The organism is Nakamurella sp. (assembly GCF_044224575.1).
GTDB lineage: Bacteria > Actinomycetota > Actinomycetes > Mycobacteriales > Nakamurellaceae > Nakamurella.
Map to the genome: position 1 here is coordinate 65563 of NZ_JBGAKE010000010.1, position 20947 is coordinate 86509.

Sequence of the window (20947 nt, forward strand, 5' to 3'; positions counted from 1 at the left end):
CAAAGGGGACCGATATGCATTTCAGTGACGGCTACTGGATGGTGCGCAAGGGCTTCGAGGTCCGCCACCCCCGGCAGGCCCGTGACGTACAGGTCACCGACCTGCAACTGTCGGTGCTGGCGTCGACGAAGGTCATCGCCACTCGCGGCGACACGCTCAACACTCCGACGGCCACGATCACCCTGTCCAGCCCCGCCGAGGGGATCGTCCGGGTGCGGATCGACCATCACACCGGCGGGCGCAACCCCGGGCCCGACTTCGCCCTGCCGGGCGCGCGCGAAGTCCGACCGGTCATCGAGATCGACGACCAGGATGCAACGCTCCGCACCGGCGAGTTGACGGTGCGGCTGCGCCGCGAAGGGCCGCTTCGCCTTGACTTCAGCGCCGGCGGCCGGTCGTTGACCGGCGGCGGGGCCACGAGTATCGGCCTGGTCACCGATCCGGCCGGCCGGCCCTACGTCTTCCAGCAGCTCGACCTGGACGTCGGCGAGGTCGTCCACGGCCTCGGCGAGCGGTTCGGCCCGCTGGTCAAGAACGGCCAGACCGTCGACATCTGGCACGCCGACGGCGGCACCAGCAGCGAGCAGGCCTACAAGAACGTTCCGTTCTTCTGGACCAACCGGGGCTACGGCATCTTCGTCAACCATCCGGACCGGGTCAGCTTCGAGATCGGGTCCGAGGCGGTGTCCCGCACCCAATTCTCGGTACCAGGCGAGTGCCTCGAGTACTTCGTCATCCTCGGCCCGTCGCCCAAGCAGATCCTGGCGCGATACACCGCACTGGCCGGCCGCCCCCCGCGGGTGCCCGAGTGGTCCTACGGCCTGTGGCTGACCACTTCGTTCACCACCAGCTACGACGAGGCCACCGTCAACCGCTTCGTCGACGGCATGATCGAGCGCGACATACCCCTGAGCGTCTTCCATTTCGACTGCTTCTGGATGCGCGAGTTCCGCTGGTGCGACTTCGAATGGGACCCGGAGACCTTTCCCGAGCCGGAGGCCATGCTCGCCCGGCTCAAGGCCAAGGGCCTGCGCATCTGCGTGTGGATCAATCCGTACATCGCGCAGCGGTCCAGCCTGTTCGAGGAGGGAAAGGCCAAGGGATACCTGGTCACCCGGGCTGACGGCAGTGTCTGGCAGTGGGACCTGTGGCAGGCCGGCATGGCGCTGGTCGACTTCACCAACCCGGCCGCGGCCCAGTGGTTCGCCGGACACTTGGAGCGGTTGCTGGATCAGGGGGTCGATGCGTTCAAGACCGATTTCGGCGAGCGCATCCCGACCGACGTCGTCTGGTTCGACGGGTCGGACCCGCAGCGGATGCACAACTACTACACCCACCTGTACAACCGGACCGTCTTCGAGTTGCTGGAGCGGCGCCGGGGGACCGGCGAGGCGGTGCTGTTCGCGCGGTCGGCGACCGCCGGCGGTCAGCAGTACCCGGTGCACTGGGGCGGCGACAACGACTCGACCTTCGTCTCGATGGCCGAGACATTGCGCGGCGGCCTCTCGCTGGCGTCCACTGGGTTCGGCTACTGGTCGCACGACATCGGCGGTTTCGAGGGCACCCCGGACCCGGCCGTGTTCAAGCGCTGGCTCGCCTTCGGCCTGCTGTCCGGACACAGCCGGCTGCACGGGTCGGACTCCTACCGGGTGCCGTGGGCGTTCGACGACGAGGCGGTCGATGTCGCCCGGAAGTTCACCAAGCTGCGGATGAGGCTGATGCCATACCTGCTCGGCGCGGCCGACCAGGTCGTCGCGCACGGCACCCCGATGATCCGGCCGATGGCCATGGAGTTCCCGGACGATCCGGCCACCGACTACCTGAGCACGCAGTACATGCTCGGCGATTCGCTGCTGGTGGCTCCGGTGTTCCACGCCGACGGGCATGTCCGGTACTACGTCCCGGCCGGACGGTGGACCGGGCTGCTGGACGGTCGGGTCGTCGAGGGACCGCGGTGGGTGGACGAGGTGCACGGGTTCGACAGCCTGCCGGTGCTCGTCCGGCCGGGCACGGTGCTGCCGATCGGCGCTCACGACGCCGGCCCGGAATACGACTACGCGGACGGCGTCGCGCTGCACCTGTACGAGCCGGCGGACCTGACCGAGGCATCCTTGCGCGTCGGTGACGTGGAGTTCACGGTGCGTCGGGACGGTCGGCAGGTCACCGTCCGCGGCCCGGATCCGGCCGGAAAGGCGTGGTCGATCGTCCGGCAAGCGGATGAAAAAAGCGGTGGAAGCGCTTCCACTGAGCCCGGCTTGTCCGCTACCGTCACCCTCACGCTGCCCGACGCCGCTCAGTGACCCACCGGAAGGACCCAGACATGACCAGCTCGCCGCGCATTTTTCCCGAGGGCTTCCTGTGGGGGTCGGCGACCGCGTCGTACCAGATCGAGGGTGCGGTCGCCGAGGACGGCCGGGGCCCGTCGATCTGGGACACCCTGAGCCACACCCCCGGCAAGGTGATGAACGGCGACACCGGTGACGTGGCCGACGATCACTACCACCGGTGGTCCGCCGACCTGGACATCATCAAGGACCTGGGCCTGCAGGCGTACCGGTTCTCGATCGCGTGGCCGCGCATCCAGCCGGACGGTTCCGGCGCCTTCAACGCCAAGGGCGACGAGTTCTACTCCCGGCTGGTCGACGGGCTGCTCGAGCGCGGCGTGCGACCCGTCGTCACCCTCTACCACTGGGACCTGCCGCAGGCCCTCGAGGACCGGGGCGGCTGGACCAACCGGGACACCGCCTTCCGGTTCGCCGACTATGCCACGCACGTTGCCGGCGTCCTGGGTGACCGGGTGGAGACCTGGACGACGCTGAACGAACCCTGGTGCTCGGCATTCCTCGGCTACGCCTCGGGCATCCACGCACCGGGGCGCACCGAACCGGAATCCGCGCTCAAGGCCGCGCACCACCTGAACCTGGCCCACGGACTGGCCGGCCGGGCGGTCCGGGACGCGCTCGGCGCCGACACCCAGCTCTCGGTCACGCTCAACCTGCACGTCACCCGGCCGGACGATCCCGACTCCGCGGCCGACCGGGACGCCATCCGGCAGTTGGACGCGATCGGCAACCGGGTTTTCCTCGGCCCGATGCTCGATGGCGCCTACCCCAAGGACCTGCTGGACGACACCAAGTCGGTCTCCGACTGGTCGTTCGTGCAGGACGGCGACGAGGCGACCTGCGCCGTGCCGCTGGACGTGCTCGGCATCAACTACTACTCGACGTCGCGGGCCCGTCGGCACACCGGCGACGGGCCGATGGAGCACGCCGACGGGCATGGCGACACCGGCCACAGCCCGTGGGTCGGCGCCGACGACATCGAGTTCCGCACACAGCCCGGGCCGTACACCGCGATGGGCTGGAACATCGACCCATCCGGCATGGTCGAGCTGTTGACCGACATGAGCCGGCGCTACCCGGACCTGCCGCTGATGGTCACCGAGAACGGCGCGGCGTTCTACGACACCGTGGCCGAGGACGGCTCGGTGCCCGATGCGGATCGGACGTCGTACCTGCACGACCACATCGACGCAGTCGGGCAGGCCGTCGACGCCGGCGCCGACGTCCGCGGCTACTTCCTGTGGTCCCTGCTGGACAACTTCGAGTGGGCCTGGGGCTACGACCGCCGGTTCGGCATCGTGCGCGTCGACTTCGACAACCTCGAGCGGACGGTCAAGGACTCCGCGAAGTGGTATTCCCGGCTGATCGCGACGAACCAGTTGCCGCCGGTCTGACCCGCCGGCGCGCCGGGGGTCAATTCGTGGCGGCGAACCCCCGCGCCGCCCCGGCCAGGATGTCCGTCCAGGCCCCGAGCACCGCCGAGCTGCCCGCCGCCGGGCGCACCGTCCACCCCGGCAGGCCGCCCGCGAACTCCTCCACGGCGGCCAGCGTGGTGCCGGATTCGTGCTTGCCGTGCCAGACCTCGACCGGAACCCGCACCGCGGCAGGGTCCAGCGCCCACGTCGGGATCTCACCGGCTCGGGCCGGCGCGGTCCAGGCCGGGTTGATCAGCGCCGCATCGGCGGCCACCGCCTCCCGGAAGTCCGACTCCATCCACCGGTCGCCGAGGACCTCGGCCGCCGTCTGGGGCAGCCGGTCGATCATCCGCCGCCAGGTCCACTCCAGGGTCAGATCGGCGTCCCGGCCGGCGGTCTGCACCCAGCACGCCAGCGGGCCGGACCACGAGGCCCGGGGCGCCCGGATCGGGTGCCGGAGCGAGCGTCGACTGCGTTCCGTACCAGGCAACCGGACCGACACCGCGGACACCGATGACACCAGGGTGGGGTAGCGGGCGGCGAAGGCGAAAGCGTCATCGGCTCCGCGACCGATGCCGATCACCGCGACCCGGCCGACGGCGAGCGTCTCCACCAGCCGCCGCAGATCCTCCGCGGGCTGTTCGGTACCACCGAAGCCGATCGGGTCGGACGCGCCGATCCCCGGCCGGTCGATCGCCAGCAACCGGATGGCCGCCGGCAGGGCGGAGTCGTGCAGGAGCCACCCCGGTGCCAGCCGCGACGAGCCGGTGTCGGGGACGAGCACGCAGGGCAGGCCGCGTGAACTCCCGTACTCGGCCCAGGCCATCGCCCGGCCGTCCGGCAGCCGCAGCGCCGCGTGCGGAGCGTGCTCCAGCAACGGAAGCAGAATGTCGTCGTCGTCGTAAACGTCCGGCTGGAGGCGAGCCTCGTGCAGTGCCGTCATCGTGATCTTTCGTCCCCTCGACCCGCCGACCATCCGGCGGGCAGTCGTTCACCCCGCGGAACCGGCGAACCCAGATCGACGACCCCGGACGGGGACGTCGCGTCGTGGGCGCGCACGACTCACTCAGCCTTTATATGCGCACCAGAGGGGGGTACACGGCGTGTCGATACCGATCTGTGACGTGACTTTTTGATGAACCCCGGCGGAACGCGTCACACGCGGTCCGAGTTGCGCCGATCGCGCCAATCGATCCACGCCGGCACGTCCGCCAGGTCGTAGTCCGGTCCGGTCACCCCGATGGTGAACAGCGAGACCCCCAGGTCGATCAATTGGTCGGCGGCCGGCACCCCACCGGACGGAATGGCGGTGGACCGTTCGATCTGCGCCGGGTCCCGGCCGATCGCGGCGCAATGCTCGGCGAGCACGGCGGCCTTGCGGGCCTGGGTGTCCGGGCCGCCGAACGCGTGCCAGATGGTGGCGTACCGGGCGACATGACGCAGGGTCTTGCGCTCGCCGCCGCCACCGATCAGCACCGGGATCGGCCGGGTCGGCGGCGGGTTGAGGCGGGCCCAGCGATCGGTGATCCGCTGCAGGTTCTCGCCCAGCAGGTTCAGCCGGCTGCCCGGGGTGCCAAAGGGGTACCCGTACTCGTCGTAGTCCTTGGCGAACCAGCCGCCACCGATACCGAAGATCAGCCGCCCGCCGGAGATGTGGTCGATCGTGCGAGCCATGTCGGCGAGCAGGTCGGGATTGCGGTAGCCGCCGCCGGACACCAGGGCACCGAACTCGACCCGTTCGGTCTGCTCGGCCCAGGCCCCCAGCATGGTCCAGCACTCGAAGTGCTTTCCCTCGGGGTCGCCGTTGAGCGGGAAGAAGTGGTCCCAGTTGAAGATGACGTCGACGCCCAGGTCCTCGGCGCGCCGCACCGCGTCGCGGATCCGGGCGTAGTCGGCGTGTTGCGGTTGGAGCTGGATGCCGAGGCGGATCGGCCGGGTCGACGGCGTCATGCCATTGTTCCCATCCCGCCGGTGGCCCATCAGACCGCTCCGGCGGCGGCCCGACCGGCGGTCCGGCCGGAGAACAGGCAGCCACCGAGGAAGCTGCCCTCCAGGGCCCGGTACCCGTGCATGCCGCCGCCGCCGAATCCGGCCGCCTCACCGACCGCGTACAGGCCGGGAACCACCTCGCCGTTCGCGCCCAGCACGCGCGCCGACAGATCGGTCTCCAGCCCACCGAGAGTCTTGCGGGTGATCACGGACAGCCGAACCGCGATGAGCGGGCCGTTCTTGGCCCCGGACTCGTCGGGGAGCCACTCGTGCGCCGGGGAGACCCGCATCCGCCGGTCACCGAAGTACCGGCGGGCGCCGGCCGTGGCTACCAGTTGCGGATCCTTGCCCAGGCCGGTCCGCACCTGGTGGTCGCGCAACCGGATCAGGTCGGCGACGGCGTCGGCGTCGACCAGGTCCTCGCCGACCAGCGCGTTCATCTTTCCGACGAGTTCGGCGACGGTCGGCGCGGTGAGGAAATCGACGCCCTTGTCCAGGAACGCCTGCACCGGCGGCGTGATCTTCCCGCCGGCCCGCGTCGTCAGCACCAACTTGACCGACTTGGCGGCGAAGTCGGGGTTCTGCTCCGAGCCGGACAGACCGAACTCCGGGCCGACGGTCTGCCGATCGAGCAGGAACCAGGAGTGCGACCGGCCGGTGGTCAGGATGTGCCGCAGCGCGCCGAGCGAGTCGAAGCCGGGGAACAGCGGTGCCGGCAGTCGCCGGCCGAAGGCGTCCAGCCACAGGGGGCTCGGCCCGGACAGGATCCGGATGCCGTGCCCGGTCCACACCGGCGAGTGATTGCGCACGCCCTCCGGGTAGTGCCACATCCGGTCCAGGTTGATGGTCCGGCCGCCGGCGCGCTCGGCCACCCCGAGCATCAGGCCGTCGGTGCCGTCGGGCACACCGGAGAGCAGCTCGGCGGGTGCCGCCCCGGGCCCGCCGGGCCAGTACCGGCGCACCAGTTCGTGGTTGGCACCCATCCCGCCGGACGCCACGATCACCGCCGAGCCGGTGAGCGAGAAGTCGCCGACCACCGACCGGGACGACGGTTCGCCCCGCTCGCCCGTCGTGGGCTCCAGCACCTCGCCCGCTGCGCCGGTCACCCGGCCGCCGTCGACGGTCAGGGCCGTCACCCGGTGCCGGAACCGCACCGTGACCCGGCCCGCCCGCTCCAGTTCGGAGATCCGGCGGATGAACGGATCCACCACCCCGGGTCCCGACCCCCAGGTCACGTGGAATCGCGGCACCGAATTGCCGTGCGCGCCGACCTCGTATCCGCCGCGCTCGGCCCATTGCACCACCGGGAACAACCCGATGCCCATGTCCTTGAGCCACGCCCGCTTCTCGCCCGCCGCGAAATCGAGATAGGCCTTGGCCCACTCCCGCGGCCAGTGGTCCTCGGGCCGATCGAAGCCGGCGGAACCCATCCAGTCCTCGTAGGCCAGGTCCACCGAGTCCCTGATCCGCAGGCGCCGTTGCTCGGGCGAATTCACCAGGAACAGCCCGCCCAACGACCACCACGCCTGCCCGCCCAGGCTCTCCGGACCCTCCTGATCGAGCACCAGCACCGAACGTCCGGCGTCGGCGGCCCCGATCGCCGCGACCAGACCGGCCAGCCCCGCACCGACCACGATGATGTCCGCGTCCGCCATGGATCGACCCTGCCACACGCCGGCCGGCGACGCGCCGGGCAGCCCCGGAGCGGATGCGGTTGGTGGCGACGGCCGACCGGTATCGCCCTCGACCGCCGATCCGCTCAGGCGGGTATCACCGACGAGTCGATGCCACTCCCACGGGTGTGATGTGGGTCGAGCCACGCCGATGAGGGCTAGCGAGGTCGTCGACCCGAACCCTCAGGGGGTCGACGTGGTCGATCAATGCGATCTCGACCGGGGTCGGGTCCTGACCGGCTACCGCGCCGGGGCCCGCTGCCGGGTGATCGTGACGGTGGTCGGCCGTTGTCGTTCGACAGTTCAGGTTGCGACCAGACGAGTACGATCTGTGGTCAGGCCCGGGGAGGGGCAGGGGACGTGAGTCGATCGACGCCGGATATCGCCTGGGCACCATTGCGGGCCACCCCGAGACGGTTTCGCCTGCTGCTGGCTGCCGGCGGGATCGTCGTGCTGGTGGGGTACGCGGTGCTGTTCCGGCGTTCGGTCGAGCCCGGTCCGGCGCGGGTCCTGGCCGCACCAGGATTCCTGTTGCTGACGGCGCTGGTGTTGCTCGCCGATCTGTATCCGCTCGTCCCGTCGATGCGCGACGTCCGGAGCCGTGTCACCTTCTCCTGGTCGGCGGCTCTGTCGCTGGCCGCCGTCCTCGCGTTCGGGCCGGCCGCCTCGGTCCTCTTCCTGGTCTCCGGGTTCACGGCGGCCTATTCCCGGCGGGCCGGCCGATGGTGGCTGATCGCGCTGAACATGGTGGCGATGGGGCTGATCGGGCTGACCATGGCCGCCCTGGCCCGGTACGCGGACACCTTCGACCCGCTCATGCCCGCGGGCGGATGGCGGTTGGCCAGTTGGGGCCTGTTGATGGGTGCCCTGGTCGTGGCCCTGGCGGCCGGCCTCACCGGATGGGCGCAGATCGAGCTGGGCGTGAACACCTGGCGCGCGCAACGCGCCTGGTTCAACCGGAGCGTGCGGATCTGGGGGGTCAGCCTGATCGCGGCGCCGCTGCTGGCCGCGCTGGCCCTGGACGGCTGGTGGGCCCTGCCGTCCATGGCGATCGTGATCATCTCCCTGAACCAGCTGTCCAGCACGATGTACCGCAGCACGACCGCGGCCCGGACGGACCCGCTCACCGGGCTGGCGAACCGGCTGCGGCTGATCCGGGTGTTGTCCGGCCGGATCGCGGACGTCGGTGCCGACGACGCGGTCACCCTGCTGCTGATCGACTTGGACCGGTTCAAGCAGGTGAATGACACCCACGGCCATCTGGTGGGGGATCAGGTTCTGTGCCAGGTCGCGGCCCGGCTGCAGGCGACCGCCGGTCGCAACGACGTGGTTGCCCGATACGGCGGTGACGAGTTCGCGGTCGTGCTGGCTCCCGGGATGGCGGCCGAGCAGGTGCGCGCGGGCGTCCAGGCCTTCCGGTCGGCGTTGGTCGAGCCGATCACGGTCGATGGCCTGCCCATCGTGGTGGGCGGCTCGGTCGGCGTGGCAACGACCGACGATCCGGCCATGGACGTGCTGGGCCTGCTGGCCCAGGCCGACCTCGACATGTACCGCAACAAGCGACGCAGCGACGGCCAACGGTCCCGACTGACCCGAGCAACGGATCCGGCGCCCCCGCGCCCGGCGTTCGAGCCGCTGTGTTCGTTGAGCCTGCAGGGCGCCGCCACGACCCCGACGGGCGGCTGGCCGGGGGTCTACTGGTCGTCGACGCCCGTCGACGGCGCCCCGTCGGTGCTCCGGGAATCGCCGCTCCGATGAGGCGAGGGAAGCCGGACCCGCCGAATCCGGTCGCCGGGCCGATGACCGTCCCACTGCGCCGGACACCCGTCCGGTTCCGCTGCTGGCTGGCCGGCTGCGTGCTCGCGCTCGGCGCCGGGTTCGGCGCCCTGCACGCCTTCGCGCCGGGTCCCGATCTCGCGGCGATCATCCGCGAGCCCGGCGCACTCCTGCTGCTGGCGCTGATCCTGCTGGCCGACTTCTACCCGACCCTGCCGTGGATGCGGGACACGAACCCGTTCGGGGAGTTCATCTTCTCCACCCCCCTGGCGATCGCGGCACTGATGGTGTATGGCCCACACTCGGCCATTGTCTTCGTGATCGCCGGGCTGGCGATGACGCTGGCGTTGCGGATGCGCTGGTGGCGGGTGGTCCTCAACACCGCTCTGTGGGGGATTCAGGGGCTGGCCGCGGCCGGGGTGCTGGCGGTGATCTGGCACTGGTTCTCCTGGACGGACCAGGTTCCGGGCTGGGCGATCCTGCCGATCACCGTCGTACTGACCGTCGTTATCGAGGGACTGAACGTCCTCCTGGTGCTGACGTCCCAGGTGCTGGCCCGGGCCACCACGCCGAGGGCCTACCTGACCGATTGGCGCCGGCAGGTGACGATCGGCACCCTCGACCTGACCGCGCCGATCCCGGCGGTGCTGGCGGCGACCCAGCCCGTGCTGCTCCCGCTTCTGGCCATTGCCATGATCGCGGCGTTGGCCGGGTTGCGGGCCGTCACCTCGCGCACCACGCAGGCCGGCACGGATCCGCTGACGGGGGTGCCCAACCGGGCCTACCTGCTGGGTCAGCTCACCGCCAGGTTGTCGGCCCACGACATCGAGCGGCACCCGGTGATGGTGCTGCTGGTCGACCTGGACCGGTTCAAGCAGGTCAACGACGAGCTCGGCCACCTCGTCGGGGATCGCGTCCTGGTGGAGGTGGCCCGCCGGTTGGCGGACGCCATCCGATCCACCGACGTGATCGCCCGGTTCGGCGGTGACGAGTTCGCGGTGCTGCTGGCCGGCGGTTCGGGACAGCCGCAGCCGGAGGAGGTCGCCGCGCGGATCCGGGCTGCGGTCGCGCGCCCGGTCGAGATTCCCGGTCGCTCGGTGCGGGTGGGGATCACTGTGGGCTGGTCGCAGGCCGACCGGCGCGACACCGACCCGATGGCGCTGTTGCAGCGGGCCGACGCCCGCCTGTATGCGGCGAAGGCGGCCCGGCCGGCCCGGACCGGGGCGCCGGAGCCGGCCGCCGCGACCGGCTGCCCGGACGGGTTCGACGGGACTGAATCGGACACCTGCCCCGGCGGGCCGGCCGCCGGGACCGGCGCTGACGCCCCTGAGGAGCGGATGGCCCGGTCGGCTGCCACCGGGACCGGCTGGGATCCGGTGTGGACCGGCGCGCAGGCGGGCATACTCCCGGCGCATGATGGGGGTGCGCAGGCCGCGCCCGCCCGGTGACCCTCGGCGAGCGGCGTGGCGCGGATGTGCCACGATGCCAGCGGCTGCGACTCACGCCGTCAGACCATTGCAGAAGGGGTCGGGATGTCCGATCAGAGCACCCAGGACCTGACCAACCTCGAACCTCTCGGGGCCGGACCGACCCGGACCCGGGCGATCGAGCACCAGAAGTCCCACGGCCGGTTCGTGCTGGAGATCGACGGGCGGGAGGTCGCCGTGGCCGACTACCGGCGGTTGCCCGGCAAGTGGAACATCGTGCACACCTACACCGAGCCGGCCTCGCGGGGCTACGGGGTCGCCTCCGACCTGGTCCGTGAGGTGCTGAACGCGGCTCGGGAGGAGGGCGTCAAGATCGTGCCCACCTGCCCGTACGTGTCCTGGTGGATCGGCGACCATCCCGACTACGAAGATCTCGTCACGACCTGATGGCGGCAGCCCGCCCGGGTGGTTCGGGAGCCTCGGAGCCGTCACCCGATCCCGGCGTGGGGGGCGACGATCGGCACGCGACGGATGAAGCCCTGGACGCCGCGATCGACGACGCCCTGGCCGAATTGGCCCGTGACCAGCTGACGGCGGGCGAAGCCGACGAACGGGTCGACGGATCGACGGACGCCTCGGCGGCCCGTTCCGAGCGATGGCGGCGCAGCCGCGCCGGTCTCCGCACCGCGATCCACACGCTGTCCGCCCGGGTGGTGGCCGACCGTGCCGCGACGGCCGCGGCCACCCCCGACGCGGTATCGCCGGTTGCCGCGGAGGCTGGCGATCGGGTCGCCCGTAGCCGGGCGTCCCCCTTCCAGTGGGGATTCTTCGGTGGCCTGGGCGTGCTGATCGCCTACATCACGTTCCTGGTGCTCGACAGCATCCGGGACACCCTGGTGATGATCGCGATCGCCACGCTGCTGGCCATCGGCCTCGACCCGCTGGTCTCGATGATGACCCGGCGCGGACTGCGGCGGGGCGCCGGGGTGGCCGTCGTCTTCCTCGGACTGCTGCTGGTCATCGCCGCCGCGGTGTACGCGATCATCCCGCCGATCGTCAACGAGGTCGGATCGTTCGTCGAGTCGGTGCCGACCCTGATCACGAACCTGCAGACCAACGAGACGGTGCACGATCTCGATCAGCGGTTCGGTCTGTTGGAGGCGCTGCGGAATTCCAACATCGTGCAGAGCGTCGGCAGCGGCGCGGCCGGCGGCATCCTGTCGGCGGGGTTCACGGTGGCGGCGGTGTTCGCCGAGCTGTTCATCGTGCTGGTGCTGACCCTGTACTTCCTGGCCGGCTTCGCCCGGATCAAGGCCGCGGCCTACCGGTTGGTGCCCGCTTCCCGACGGGCGCGGGTGATGGACCTGAGCGACCGCATCCTCAAGCAGATGGGCGGCTATCTGTCCGGCGCGACGATCATCGCCGTCCAGGCCGGACTCGTCGCGGGCACCTTCTCGGCGATCATCGGCCTGCCCTACCCCTGGGCGATCGGTCTCGGTGCCGCCGTGCTCGACTTCATCCCGGTCGTCGGCCCGATCATCGTCGGCATCTCGATCACCCTCATCGGCTTCACCCAGGGCGTGGCCATCGGCATCGTGTCGGGCGGGTTCTACCTGTGCCAGCATCTGTTCGAGGCCTACTGGCTGTACCCGCGGGTGATGCGCCGAACCGTGAACATCTCCACCGGCGGGGTGGTGGTCGCGATCCTGATCGGTGGGGCGCTGCTGGGCGTCACCGGGGCCATCCTGGCCGTGCCGGTGGCGGCGGCGATCATGCTGATCGTCCGCGAAGTGATCATGCCGATACAGGAGCGTTCGTGACGGATGGCCGGGGGGTCGAATGGCTCCGGTGAAGGGGCGATGGCACAGCATCGGACTGCCCGACCAGGTGGGCCGCCGGGCGATCGTGACCGGTGCGAACACCGGACTGGGGTTCGCCGCGGCCCGGCTGCTGGCCGGCGCCGGCGCCGAGGTCGTCCTGGCCGTGCGCGACCTGGACAAGGGTGTCGCAGCGTCCCTGCGGATCCGGCAGGAGTTCGACGACGCCTCGGTGCGGGTCGTCCACCTGGACCTGGCCAGCCTGGACTCGATCGCCGATTTCGCCGCGGCGCAGGTCGCCGCCGGGCCGCTCGACCTGCTGGTCAACAACGCCGGGGTGATGCTGGTGCCGCGCCGTGAGTTCACCGCGGACGGCTTCGAGTTGCACATGGGGGTCAACCACCTCGGACACTTCGCGCTGACCGCGCGCCTGCTGCCGGCGCTCGAGCGATCGCCGGCGGCGCGCATCGTCAGCGTCACCTCGCTCGCCGCGCGTCGTGCCCGCCGGCTGGACCACGGCCTCGGCCTGACCGGCGAGTACACCCCGATGGGCGCCTACAGCCAGTCCAAGCTCGCGGTGGGGCTGTTCGCGGTCGAACTGGACCGCCGGTTACAGGCGGCGGGTGCGCGGGTCGTGAGCGTGCTGGCCCACCCGGGCTGGTCGGCCACCGCGGTCGCGCAACCCGACGACGGCGCCGGTCGGTTCGTCGTCCTGTCGCGGCGGGCCACCGCGCTGTTGGGCAGCTCACCGGCCGCCGGCGCCCGGTCCGAAGTCGCGGCGGCGACCGCGCCCGGGGTCAGCGGGGGCGCCGTGGTCGGCCCGCGATTCCTGGTCCGTGGCGCGCCGACCTCCCGGTCCGCTCCGCGTCCGATGGCCGACTCGACCGAGGCGGGCTGGTTGTGGGGCCGCTCCGCCGAGCTGACCGGCGTGGAGCCGTTGCCCGGCGCCGAATCAGCCGTCCGCGCCGGTTGAGTCGTCGGAACGCGCCCCCGCCCGGGCGGCCAGCCGCCGCCGGACGATCATCGACACGCCGAACGCCAACAACAGCAGCACCGCGACGCCGAGCCACAGCCAGGTCGACCATCCGCTCGACGAGGCCGCCGCAGCGGTGTCCGCACCTGACGTGACCGTGGCTGCGGCCGGCGAGGACGCCGACGCGGACGACGCCGGGGCCGGCGACGTGCCGGAGCTCGAGGTCACGGGGGCCGAGGTGACGGGGGCCGAGGTGACGGGGGCCGAGGTGACGGGGGCCGAGGTGACGGGGGCCGAGGTCGACGCCGGGTCGACTGGCGGTGGGACCGCGAGGTCGAAGCGGACCTGACCCTCCACGGGGTGACCGTCGTCCGAGACCACCCGGTAGGCAATCGTGTAGGTGCCTGGCGCGGTCAACGGAAGCACTCGGCTGCTCAGGGTGGCCCCATCGATGGTGGCTTCACCCGCCTGGAACTGACTGCCGTCCGGTCCGGTCACCGAGACGACCGGCTCGAAGTTCTCGAGCGAGTCGTCGAAGGTCAGGGTCACCGTGGTCGGGGCGGTCGACAGCGTGGCTCCGTCGGCGGGGTCGCTGCCGATCAACGTGGCGTGCGCGGAGGCGGTGCCGGCAAAGCTGACGGTCACGAGCAGTGCGAGGGCAAGGACGAGCACCACCCGCGCCGGCCGGCCGGCCCCGCGCCGCGTCATGAACGTCCTCGGGTCGGGCCAATCACGCGGCGCGCGGCCCGACCAGGTACGACATCAGCTGGGAGTCGACGTCGTCCAGATCGGCCGAGACGGCGCGCAGGGCCGACCGCCGGGTCGGTGTCGGCATCGAGGCGGTGGCCGCCGCTGCGGCCGACAGTTCACCGAGCCGGGCCGTCGTGCTCTCCACGAAGCGGGCGACCTTCGGGTCGGTGCCCCGCCGCGCACGCAGGTCGCCCAGCGCGTTGCGCAGTCCGGCGATCCGGGCCTGTGCTGCTCCGGCCGCCCCGCGGTACTCGGCGACGTCGTCGATCGGCACCCCGAGCTGCTTGGCCCGCCGCTCGTCGAGCACACCGCGGACGCCGGTCGAGGCGCGCAGCGCGCCGGCGGCCACCGCCGGTCCGACGATCTTGGCGGCCAGCAGCATGCGGCGCATCGCCCGCGGGTCGCTCAGCAGGGCCACCATGCCGCCGGTGCCCGCCTTGCCCCGGCCGCTCTTGGTCGGACTTCCTTTGGCCGGTGGGGTGGAACTACCGGTGGCCGAACCCGACGATCTCGCCGCCTTCGTGCGGGACTTGCGACGCAGCGCCACGCCTGCTCCCTCCTCGCCCCGGTCGCATCTGGTGCGGCGCCCGGGTGGTCCCGGCCAGCCTCGCCATCCGGCACGGTGGCCGGGCGTGCTGGGCCGGTCAGGCCCGGTGCGGACAGTCAGCGCGGCGGCATCCGCAGCGCGCCGTCGAGCCGGATCACTTCACCGTTGAGGTAGTCGAGATCGGCGATCGCCAGCACCAGCCGGGCGTACTCGTCGGGACGGCCGAGCCGCGACGGATGGGGCACCCCGGCGGCCAGCGCGACGCGGAACTCCTCGGTGATGCCGGCGAGCATGGGGGTATCGATGATGCCCGGCGCGATCGCGACGACCCGGATGCCGAATTGGGCGAGGTCCCGGGCCGCCGGCAGGGTCAACCCGACGACGCCGCCCTTGGAGGCCGCATAGGCGGCCTGCCCGATCTGCCCGTCGAAGGCGGCGACCGAGGCGGTGTTCACGATCAGCCCGCGCTGACCGGCGTCATCCACGGGCTCGGTGGCGGCGATCGCCGCGGCGGCCAGCCGGAGCACGTTGAACGTGCCGACCAGGTTGACCCGGATCACCCGGTCGAACAGCGCGAGGTCGTGCACACCGGAACGGGACAGGATCCGTCCGGCCGTCCCCAGCCCCGCGCAATTCACCGCGATCCGCAACGGTGCCGCACCGACCGCCGCGTCGACCGCCGCCTGCACGGCGTCCGGGTCGGTGACGTCACCGGAGGCCGCCGTCATGCCGGCCGGCGGGGCCGCCGCCCGGTCCCAGGCGGTCGCCAGGTCCAGGCCCACCACCGCCACCCCGGCTCCGGCCAGCGCCGTTGCGGTCGCCGCGCCGAGCCCGGAGGCGGCCCCGGTGACCAGAGCGGACGATCCTGCGAGTTCCATGTCGCCTCCAGCGGCGGATGATCTTGAGCGGACCTTCAGCGGCCGTTCAGGGCCGCCGTCCAATCTCGACGGTATGCCGAACCAATTCAATTCCGCCCCGGCCGAGGCGGCCACCGCGCGGCGGCTGACCGCCATCGCGGTTCAGGTCGAGGAGCTGGCGCGGGCCCGGCGACGATCGCTGCCGCTCGCCCCGGTCACGCTGCTCGTGCTGGCCACTGTGACCCCGCTGGTCATCGTGCATCACCGCAAGGATCCCGACGAGCAGTACACCCTGCTCCAGTTGGTGCGCGGCGCGGTGCCGGCGCTGCCCAGCGGGCTGTTCCTGCTGCTCGCGGTCGTCGGGCTGGGCTGCCTCGGCGCCGCCGTCGCCGCCGGCCGGTCGCCGGGGCGAGCCGGCATCCGGTGGATCGTCGCGCTCGGAGCAGCCCTGCTGGTGGTGCTGGTCGTCGCCGTGCTCGCCGGGGCGGCGGCCGGCACCCGGAACACCACCTACCTGGTGCTGACCCCGGCCGCCGTGCTCGGCGCGGCCGGCGCGATCTGGCTGATCGTCGGATCCGTCGGCCTTCGCCGATGACCGGACTGACGGAGCTCGCCGGCACGTGCTGAGATGGTGAACGACGACCGGGGTATCCGCCCGCCGGCCCGATCCGGCGTCGGCGGACAGGTCCGGAGGAGGCGACGATGTTCCTGTTGCGCAAGCCGATCCTGGCTCTGTCCGGCAACCGCGCGGTTCGGGACGCCCTGGTGTCCACACCCATCACCAAGTCGGTGGTCGACCGGTTCATCCCGGGTGAGACCAGTGCCGACGCCGTTGCCGCGGTGGTCGAACTGCGCGCCGCCGGGTTGCAGGTCACCCTCGACCACCTCGGCGAGGACACCACCGACCGCGCCACCGCCGATGCGACGGTGGCGGCGTATCTGGACGTGCTCGAGGCCTTGACCGCCGCGGGGCAGGTGGCCGGGACGGAGCTGTCGGTCAAGCTCTCCGCGGTTGGCCAGGCCTTGCTTGCTTCGCCGGAGCTGCCCGCCGGCGGCAACGCGTACGCACTGGACGGCGTCCGGCGAATCACCGACGCCGCGTACGCCGCGGGGGCCCGGGTCAATCTGGACATCGAGGACCATACGACGATCGACCAGACTTTGGAGGTGCTGTTCGAGCTGCGGCGCAGCCATCCCGACGTCGGCGTCGCGATCCAGGCGATGCTGCTGCGCACTCCCGCGGACCTGGCCGAGCTCACCGGCCCGGGGTCCCGGGTGCGGCTGGTCAAGGGCGCCTATCACGAACCCGCCGACGTCGCCTACACCGATCCGGAGCAGATCGATCTGGCCTATGTGCGGGCGATGAAGGTGCTGATGCACGGCAAGGGCTACCCGATGATCGCCTCGCACGACCCGCGGATCGTGGCCATCGCGGACAGATTGGCCGCCGATGCCGGCCGCACCGCCGACCGCTGGGAGCACCAGATGCTGTACGGGATCCGGCCGGACGAGCAGCGCCGGCTGGTCGCCGCGGGCAGAACGGTTCGGGTCTACGTTCCCTACGGCTCCGATTGGTACGGCTACTTCACTCGCCGGCTGGCCGAGCGACCCGCCAACATGCTGTTCTTCCTGCGTTCCCTGACCAGCAAGTCCTGACCCGCTCGACCGCAGTCCGGAACAGTTGTCGAAAGGACACCCATGGACGCCGTCACCCATCCCCCCCAGCCGGTCAACGAGACCGTCCTGAACTACGCCCCCGGCTCGGCCGAGCGCGCCGCGCTGATCGACGCCCTGGCCGGCTTCACGGCCCCGCTCGATCTCCCGGCGGTGATCGGCGGGGAGCGCCACGAGCCCGCCGGCGAGCCGTTCCAGGTGGTCGCGCCGTTCGACCACCACCGCGTGCTGGGCAGAAGCGCACATGCGCTGCAGGTCGATGCGCGCCTGGCGATCGAGGCCGCGCTCGCCGCCGCCGCGGCCTGGCGCTCGATGGATTTCGACTCGCGCGCGGCCATCCTGCTGCGGGCGGCCGACCTGCTGGCCGGGCCGTGGCGGGCTCGGATCAACGCGGCGACCATGCTCGGCCAGGCCAAGACGGCCTACCAGGCGGAGATCGACTCCGCGTGCGAGATGGCCGACTTCTGGCGGTTCAACGTGCATTTCGCCCGGCAGATCCTGGCCGACCAGCCGATCGCCAACGCGCCGGGGATCTGGAACCGGACCGATCACCGGCCGCTGGAGGGCTTCGTCTACGCCGTCACCCCGTTCAACTTCACCGCGATCGCCGGCAATCTGCCGACGGCCCCGGCGCTGATGGGCAATGTGGTGGTGTGGAAGCCGTCCACCACGCAACAGCTGGCCGCGTCGCTGACGATGGACCTGCTGATCGAGGCCGGCCTGCCGCCCGGAGTGATCAACATGCTGCCGGGGACAGGTCCGGAGATCTCCGAGGTGGTGCTCGCCCATCCGGATCTGGCCGGCATCCACTTCACCGGCTCCACCCGGGTCTTCCAGCAGCTCTGGTCGGCCGTCGGCGCGAACATCGCCGGCTACCGCAGCTACCCGCGGCTGGTGGGGGAGACCGGGGGTAAGGACTTCGTGGTCGCGCACCCCTCGGCCGACGTTGACGTGCTACGCACCGCACTGGTCCGCGGCGCCTTCGAGTACTCCGGGCAGAAGTGCTCGGCGGCCTCCCGCGCGTACGTTCCCGAGTCGATCTGGCGCACGATGAGGGACGGCCTGATCGGGGAGACGGACGCGCTCACCACGGGGTCGGTGGAGGACCTGAGCAACTTCACCAGCGCGGTCATCGACGACCGGTCGTTCGGCCGGCTGACGGCGGCCATCGACCGTGCGCACGCCACCGACTCGGTGACCGTGCTCGCCGGCGGCCGCTATGACGGCGAACAGGGTTACTTCGTTCGGCCCACCCTGTTGCAGGGCACCGACCCGCGGGACGAGATCTTCTGCCAGGAGTACTTCGGACCGATCCTGTCGGTGCACGTCTACCCGGACTCGGAGTTCGCCGCGGTGCTGCGTGAGGTCGATCAGGCGTCCCCGTACGCGCTGACCGGGTCGGTGATCGCGCGGGATCGGGCTGCCGTCGCCACGGCCGCGGCCGCGCTGCGGTACACCGCCGGGAACTTCTACATCAATGACAAGCCCACCGGCGCGGTGGTCGGCCAGCAGCCGTTCGGCGGGGCCCGGGCCTCCGGGACCAACGACAAGGCGGGTTCGGCGGCGAATCTGATGCGCTGGACCTCGCCGCGGTCGATCAAGGAGACGTTCGTCGCGGCGACCTCGGTGGCTTACCCGCATCAGCACCTGCGCTGAGCGGCGGTCCCGGCCGTCCGGCGCGCGCGGGTCGCGGAGTGGCTCAGGGTTCGGCGGGCCGGAACCGCCGCCCGTTGCGGGTCGGCGGTGCCGTCAGGTCGCCGTACCCGGACGTGGTGCGCGGTCCTGCGGCCGGGCCGTCGACCCCGGGGGGGCAGCCCGGACCGGCCTTCGGTGGGCACCCTCCGGCGGCCAGGATCAGTTCGATGTCGGCCGGGGGTCGGGGCCCGGCGAACAGGAATCCCTGTGCGTGGGTGCAGCCCAGATCGACCAGCATCGAGGCGGCGATCTCGGTTTCCACGCCTTCGGCGACGAGCTCCATGCCGAGGGATCCGGCGAGACCGATGATCGAGCGGACGATGGCCAGATCGTCCGGGTTGGCGCCCAGCTGGAGGATGAACCCCTTATCGATCTTCAAGGTGTCCACCGGCAGCGTTTTGAGCTGCGCGAAAGAGCTGTAGCCGGTGCCGAAGTCGTCGATGGCCACCCGGACCCCGATCTGTTGGAGCCCGCGCAAGGTGGCCAGGGCCTGGTCGGTGTCCCGGACCAGGGCCTGTTCGGTGATCTCCAGGGTCAGCCGGTGACCATCCACCTGATGCTCGTCCAGCACCCGGGCCACGGTGGCCACGAAGTCGAGGGTGATCAGCTGGGCCGGTGAGATGTTCACCGCCATGTTCAGCGGGTGGTCCGGAAAACGCTGCTGCCACAGATGCTGTTGGCGGCACGCCTGGCCCAGGACCCAGCGCCCCAGCTCGCCGGCGAGGTTCGTGGCCTCGACGACGTCGATGAACGCGGAGGGCTGCAACAGGCCAAGGGTCGGATGCGGCCAGCGAACCAGGGCCTCGACGCCCAGGATCCGTCCGTTGCGCAGGTCGACCTCAGGCTGGTAGTTCAACACGAGCGAGCCGTCCCGGATGGCGGATCCGATGTGGAGCTCGATGTCCGTCCGGATCTCGTTGGCCTGGCGCATCTGCGCGGAGAACAGGCTGATCTCGTTGCCGCCGCGGCTCTTGGCCTCCAACATCGCCTGATCGGCCTGGTCCATCACCTCGGAGGCGGTCGACAGACCCGGATAGCCGAGGGCGACGCCGATGCTGACCGCCCGGCTGACCTCCTCGCCGCCGACCAGGATCGACTCGTTGGCGATCGCGCGCAGTTCCTCGGCCTTGGCGCGGGCCGTCGCCTCGTCGGTCGACCCGGCCATCACGAGGACGAACTCGTCGCCACCCAGGCGGGCGAGCAGATGGATGGGATCGGTGCGGTCGTGCAGCCGGTTCGCCAGGGTCTGCAGGTACTGGTCGCCGGCGGCGTGCCCGAAGAAGCTGTTGAGGGCCTTGAGCCGATCGACGTCCATGAAGATCAGGCCGACCGGACCGGGCTGTTCCGGCTGCAACCGCTCGGTCAGGTGGTCGATCAGCGATCGGCGGTTGGCGACGTCGGTCAGTTCGTCGTGATAGGCGAGATAGCGCAGGCGCTCCTCGGCCGCGATGCGCGCCTGGAGCTGCGCGAGCAGGCCGGCCACCGCGCGCAGCGCGTTGATCTCCGCGACATCCCATTCGCGGTCGCCGTGCTTGACGAACCCCAGAATTCCCATCGTCTGCTCGACACCCAGCAGCGGAACGACCGCGAGCGAGACCCCGCCCTCCACGCCGGACGCCCGCCGGATCCGGTCCTGATACTCGGTATCGTCGATCGGCGCGGCGTCGAACGTGCCCGGCCGGATGATCACCACGGACGTCAGGTGCTCGGAAGCGGCGAACGTCGGTTCGGCGCCTTTGAACTCGACGACACCGAGCGGGTCGGGGTCGGGCACGTTATCTCGCGGCGGCCATTCCGCGACCAGGATGGTCGCGTGTTTCACATGATCGTTGCGTCGCAGGAAACTGTTGTCGACGCCGAAATACTCCACGAGTAACCGGAGCAGTTGTTGGACGTCGGCGTGCATCGTCGGGGCGGTCACACCCATCAGATCCGTGGCGGCCTGGGTGACCAATTCCTCGAGCGTCAACTTCACCTGCACCAACCCACCTCCTCCCGTTCGTCCACGTGGC

Annotated in this window: 17 protein-coding genes; 10 read left to right on the forward strand and 7 right to left on the reverse strand. The window is 71.1% G+C overall.

The annotated features are described in order from the left end of the window. Positions 1-14 precede the first annotated feature (14 nt). Together yicI and ACILSK_RS13205 are read left to right on the forward strand one after the other, a co-directional pair. Complete coding sequence (gene yicI / locus ACILSK_RS13200; protein WP_395727622.1) at positions 15-2300, forward strand: alpha-xylosidase; 2286 nt, start codon at positions 15-17, stop codon at positions 2298-2300. A gap of 20 nt (positions 2301-2320) precedes the next feature. After that, positions 2321-3736, forward strand: coding sequence for a GH1 family beta-glucosidase (locus tag ACILSK_RS13205; protein ID WP_395727623.1), 1416 nt, complete (start codon positions 2321-2323; stop codon positions 3734-3736). Between the two features lie 19 nt (positions 3737-3755). Here ACILSK_RS13205 and ACILSK_RS13210 read toward each other — a convergent pair whose 3' ends face one another. The 3 genes from ACILSK_RS13210 to ACILSK_RS13220 all read right to left on the reverse strand — a co-directional run bounded on the left by ACILSK_RS13210 (position 3756) and on the right by ACILSK_RS13220 (position 7401). Next, the gene (locus ACILSK_RS13210) at positions 3756-4700 is read right to left on the reverse strand and encodes an alpha/beta fold hydrolase (RefSeq protein ID WP_395727624.1); all 945 of its coding nucleotides are present in this window, start codon (positions 4698-4700) and stop codon (positions 3756-3758) included. Between the two features lie 212 nt (positions 4701-4912). Continuing rightward, positions 4913-5707 (reverse strand): LLM class F420-dependent oxidoreductase, encoded by a 795-nt coding sequence (locus ACILSK_RS13215; protein WP_395727625.1) that lies wholly within the window; start codon positions 5705-5707, stop codon positions 4913-4915. A gap of 29 nt (positions 5708-5736) precedes the next feature. Then, positions 5737-7401, reverse strand: a complete 1665-nt coding sequence (locus tag ACILSK_RS13220) for an FAD-binding dehydrogenase (RefSeq protein ID WP_395727626.1) — start codon at positions 7399-7401, stop codon at positions 5737-5739. Positions 7402-7779: 378 nt separating this feature from the next. Here ACILSK_RS13220 and ACILSK_RS13225 point away from each other — a divergent pair, with 378 nt between their 5' ends. From ACILSK_RS13225 to ACILSK_RS13245, 5 genes are all read left to right on the forward strand, one after another. Continuing rightward, positions 7780-9177: a diguanylate cyclase domain-containing protein gene (locus ACILSK_RS13225; RefSeq protein WP_395727627.1), complete on the forward strand. Its 1398-nt coding sequence runs from the start codon at positions 7780-7782 to the stop codon at positions 9175-9177. A 41-nt stretch (positions 9178-9218) separates the two neighbouring features. After that, positions 9219-10643, forward strand: a complete 1425-nt coding sequence (locus tag ACILSK_RS13230) for a diguanylate cyclase domain-containing protein (RefSeq protein ID WP_395727628.1) — start codon at positions 9219-9221, stop codon at positions 10641-10643. Between the two features lie 84 nt (positions 10644-10727). Further along, positions 10728-11069 carry a GNAT family N-acetyltransferase gene (locus ACILSK_RS13235; protein WP_395727629.1) on the forward strand — a complete coding sequence of 114 codons (342 nt, stop codon included), beginning with the start codon at positions 10728-10730 and terminating at the stop codon, positions 11067-11069. Between the two features lie 56 nt (positions 11070-11125). Continuing rightward, positions 11126-12442 (forward strand): AI-2E family transporter, encoded by a 1317-nt coding sequence (locus ACILSK_RS13240; RefSeq protein WP_395727630.1) that lies wholly within the window; start codon positions 11126-11128, stop codon positions 12440-12442. Positions 12443-12470: 28 nt separating this feature from the next. Beyond that, a complete protein-coding gene (locus ACILSK_RS13245) occupies positions 12471-13412 on the forward strand; it encodes an SDR family NAD(P)-dependent oxidoreductase (protein ID WP_395727631.1) in 942 nt (313 codons plus the stop codon). Here ACILSK_RS13245 and ACILSK_RS13250 read toward each other — a convergent pair. The 3 genes from ACILSK_RS13250 to ACILSK_RS13260 all read right to left on the reverse strand — a co-directional run bounded on the left by ACILSK_RS13250 (position 13392) and on the right by ACILSK_RS13260 (position 15587). Further along, a complete protein-coding gene (locus ACILSK_RS13250) occupies positions 13392-14120 on the reverse strand; it encodes a copper resistance protein CopC (RefSeq protein ID WP_395727632.1) in 729 nt (242 codons plus the stop codon). The genes ACILSK_RS13245 and ACILSK_RS13250 overlap by 21 nt on opposite strands. A gap of 22 nt (positions 14121-14142) precedes the next feature. Beyond that, on the reverse strand, positions 14143-14709 hold the full coding sequence (locus ACILSK_RS13255) for a DUF6474 family protein (protein ID WP_395727633.1): 567 nt from the start codon (positions 14707-14709) through the stop codon (positions 14143-14145). 116 nt (positions 14710-14825) lie between these two features. After that, the gene (locus ACILSK_RS13260; protein WP_395727634.1) at positions 14826-15587 is read right to left on the reverse strand and encodes an SDR family NAD(P)-dependent oxidoreductase; all 762 of its coding nucleotides are present in this window, start codon (positions 15585-15587) and stop codon (positions 14826-14828) included. A gap of 73 nt (positions 15588-15660) precedes the next feature. Here ACILSK_RS13260 and ACILSK_RS13265 point away from each other — a divergent pair, with 73 nt between their 5' ends. From ACILSK_RS13265 to pruA, 3 genes are all read left to right on the forward strand, one after another. After that, entirely contained in the window at positions 15661-16161 is a 501-nt protein-coding gene (locus ACILSK_RS13265) for a hypothetical protein (protein ID WP_395727635.1), read from the forward strand. A 113-nt stretch (positions 16162-16274) separates the two neighbouring features. After that, entirely contained in the window at positions 16275-17222 is a 948-nt protein-coding gene (locus tag ACILSK_RS13270; protein ID WP_395727741.1) for a proline dehydrogenase family protein, read from the forward strand. A 42-nt stretch (positions 17223-17264) separates the two neighbouring features. Beyond that, positions 17265-18896 carry an L-glutamate gamma-semialdehyde dehydrogenase gene (gene pruA, locus ACILSK_RS13275; RefSeq protein WP_395727636.1) on the forward strand — a complete coding sequence of 544 codons (1632 nt, stop codon included), beginning with the start codon at positions 17265-17267 and terminating at the stop codon, positions 18894-18896. Between the two features lie 43 nt (positions 18897-18939). Here pruA and ACILSK_RS13280 read toward each other — a convergent pair whose 3' ends face one another. Continuing rightward, complete coding sequence (locus ACILSK_RS13280) at positions 18940-20862, reverse strand: putative bifunctional diguanylate cyclase/phosphodiesterase (protein ID WP_395727742.1); 1923 nt, start codon at positions 20860-20862, stop codon at positions 18940-18942. Positions 20863-20947: the final 85 nt, after the last annotated feature.